The sequence below is a fragment of the Streptomyces sp. NPDC092045 genome (assembly GCF_044756005.1).
GTDB lineage: Bacteria > Actinomycetota > Actinomycetes > Streptomycetales > Streptomycetaceae > Streptomyces.
In genome coordinates, this window is the sequence record NZ_JBIVSC010000044.1 from 1 (window position 1) to 3012 (window position 3012).

A 3012-nucleotide genomic window follows, 5' to 3' on the forward strand; every position below is an offset into this window, starting at 1 on the left:
GCCACTCGCTACGACAAGACCCGCGAGTCCTACCAGGCCGCCGTCACCATCGCCTCAATCCTGCTCTGGATCTGACCTTTGAAGACGATCTCTAGGACATCGCTGTCGGGAAGACCGCCGAGAGCCTTGGGGAGGGCCGGACCTCGCGTCGGTGGAGGACGCCGGGGCTGGCGAGGCGCTGGAGCTGCTGTGGGGCCGCTCGACGGTGAACACCCGGGACGCCCGCCGCGGTGCCGTGTTGTCCTGGACGGGCTGGTGCTCCGGGCGCGGTGACGAGGGCCGCAGGTCGCGGGCCGGTGTTCGTCACCCACCGTCGTCCGGGGCCCGGCGAGGTCGTCGGCCCGCGCGACGTCCGCCCGGAGACCGGGTTCACCCGGCTGTCCTACGGGCAAGCCCGCGCCCTGCCGGATGGGCACACGGCCGTACGCGTACCCGGCACGGGCTGGGATCTGCACGAGTACCGCCACCGCTCCCTCTGTCCGGGCTTGACTCCGGTCTGGCGGACGCCGGCATATCCGGCCTGCGCGCGCTGCCCGTGACCCACATGGCCTTCGACGAGAAGGCGACCAGCGAGCACTTCTCCTGCTCGACCGTGGAGGAGCCGGAAGGAGTACCGGCCGAGCATGGTGACGTGGTGCCGCACGAACAGGGTCTTCGCGATCCGACCATAGGGGTTGTGCGGGACGGCTCGGACGCGACGATCGCGCCGGCCACAGCAAGATCACCTCAACCGTGCCGACGATCACGGGACCGCTCGATCGACCTTCTCGAACTCGACCGGTTCGCCGGAGAGCTCGATCGCCAGAAGCCGGCTCCTATGCCGCGAGCTTCTGGTCGTTCCTCGTCGCCCTGTCCCAGGCGATCACGAGCACCTTGTAGATGCGCTGCTCGTCTGCGGTCAGCGGACGCCCCTGCTCGCCGGCGCGGGCGTGCAGATGGCGGATGGCGTCGTTCAGCGCCTCGGGGGTGGGGCTCTCTCCATGGGTAGCGGGCATGCGTCAAGGTTACGGGGAGGGGGCGGACGGAGCGGGTGACGAGAGTCGCTTTTTGGTGAATTGCGCACATGATTAGCGCCACACGCCAATGTTTCAACCGTCTGATCTGCGCAAATGGAGGGCGTGCCTCTGCCGGGCGCCGCCTTCGGCCAGACTCGTGATCGATCCCGTGAGGGCGGTCGGCGGCCGGTCGCCCTGACCGCCGGGGGGACCACGTCAACTGTTTCCGTGATCGCCTCGGCGGCATCGATTCGAGTCCGCTCCGCCTCCATGCGGAGCGAAACGCCCTCACACGCCTGATCAACCCCCAACACCCGACGTGGTCGCCACTGCGCGTCACGGAGGATTGCCCGATGGTCACCTCGTCGACGTCCGCTCCCACACCGCGACGACCTGAGCCCACAACCTGATCAAGACCGCCGAGCCGTCGCGGCATCGAATGCCCGGGACCGATGACCGACGCTGCGACGGCTCGGGGGCCGAGGCGAGGACATGGCCGCGGCACCGGGATGAACCACATGCGCATCGGAATCCCCGGAACAGGACGCGTAGGACAGGATCGCGCAGGCGGCCGGGCGCGGGCCGGCCATGACGTCGCCGTCGGGTCACGCCGACCCGATGACCCGGAGGTGACGGAAAAGCCGGGAGACCTCATCGGGACGGGAGTACGGATCGTCGACCCTGCCGGAGCCGCCGCGCACGCGGAGGTGCTGGTGGACGCCACCCCGGGCACGGTCTCCGCGACCCTGCTCGACACGATCGGAGCTCCGCCGCTGGTGGGGAAGGCCCTGCTCGATGTCGATGTCGCTGTCGGCTTTCTGGAGGACGGGGCGCTCTCGCATCTCTCGGTCAGCCTCGACGAGGAGATCCAGCAGGCCTCTTCGGACACGCGTGTGGTGAAGACCTTCTCGACGAACGACCGGGGGGCGATGGTTGCGCCGGACCCCCCGGAAGGGCCGAGCACCGTGTTCCTCTCCGGCGAGTACCCGCCGGAGAAGCGGACCGTCCGCGGCCTCTTGCGCGACCTGGACCGGCCCGACAGCTCCCTGCTCGACCTGAGCGGCATTGAAACAGCTCGGGGCGGGGACATTTCGTCCTGCTCTTCCCGGGAATCGCGCGGGCGACCGGCACGTACGAGTTCGGCATCCGGGTCGTCCTCCCCGGAGCGCACGCTCCGCCTGTGTCCGCCGATCGACCGTTTCGGGGTGCTCGTGCCGGCCGTGGGCGGCAGTCCGTGTTGTGGATCGCCCGGTGGGGTGGATCCGCCGATGAGTTCACCGTCCTCGAACGGTCCACCCGGCGACACGACCGTTCTCGACAGGAGTGCCATGTCCACCATCCAGCCAGTGATCATCACTGCCGACCACGACGTTCTGCTCGGCTTCTATACGAAGTTGTTCGGCGCCGAGGAGGTCTTCCGGGTGCCGGCGGAAGGCCCGGCCTTCTACGTCGGCTTGCGCATCGGCGACACCGATCTCGGCCTGGTGGCCGAGGCGAACCCGGGGACCGGGGCAGCGCCGCGGATCCTGCTCAGCATCGGTGTCGACGACGTCGACGAGACGCTCGGCCGGGTGGAGGCGCTGGGTGGCTCGGTCCGCAGCGGCCCAACGACATGCCGTGGGGGCAGCGCGTCGCCCACGTCCAGGACCCCGACGGCAATCCGGTGAACCTCACCCAGCCGATCCCGGCTCGGTGACGCCGTTCCGGAGTATGTGTCGTCGTGGGTGCGGTCGGGTCGGGCGGTCGACATCCACACCAGACGGCCCCGCTCGTCGGTCGGTCCGAGGACGCGCAGGCCGTGGCGACGATGCTTGTCGGAGGAGTTCGGGCGGTTCGCTCTGCCGGTACGGCGCCGGATGGGGATGAGGGTGCCGTCGATCAGGACGACCTCGCCGCCCCGCCGGGCGATCTTGTTCAGGGCACGGCCCGGGCTAGGGCGTGTGTCGAAAGTAGCGCCGTCTGCCCGGAGGGCAGGCCCGGCGGTGTCCGGTGCGTGCGATCGCAAGGCGGAGGGTCG

Annotated in this window: 1 protein-coding gene and 3 pseudogenes; 3 read left to right on the forward strand and 1 reads right to left on the reverse strand. The window is 69.6% G+C overall.

All coding sequences use genetic code 11. The annotated features are described in order from the left end of the window. Positions 1–98 precede the first annotated feature (98 nt). Positions 99–476 (forward strand): annotated as a pseudogene (locus ACIQKA_RS34880) (site-specific integrase); the annotation flags it as partial. A gap of 339 nt (positions 477–815) precedes the next feature. Here the strand turns inward: ACIQKA_RS34880 and ACIQKA_RS34885 are convergent. Next, positions 816–995 carry a hypothetical protein gene (locus ACIQKA_RS34885; protein WP_383150522.1) on the reverse strand — a complete coding sequence of 60 codons (180 nt, stop codon included), beginning with the start codon at positions 993–995 and terminating at the stop codon, positions 816–818. Between the two features lie 518 nt (positions 996–1513). Between ACIQKA_RS34885 and ACIQKA_RS34890 the strand changes: the two are divergent. Both ACIQKA_RS34890 and ACIQKA_RS34895 read left to right on the forward strand, forming a co-directional pair. Next, positions 1514–1735: pseudogene (locus ACIQKA_RS34890) on the forward strand (NAD(P)-binding domain-containing protein); the annotation flags it as partial. Positions 1736–2323: 588 nt separating this feature from the next. Beyond that, a pseudogene (locus tag ACIQKA_RS34895) lies at positions 2324–2691 on the forward strand (VOC family protein). Positions 2692–3012 lie beyond the last annotated feature (321 nt).

Bases quoted from the DNA above. Each gene is read 5' to 3' on its own strand.
- ACIQKA_RS34885 (WP_383150522.1), bottom strand. From the start codon at position 995: ATGCCCGCTACCCATGGAGAGAGCCCCACCCCCGAGGCGCTGAACGAC.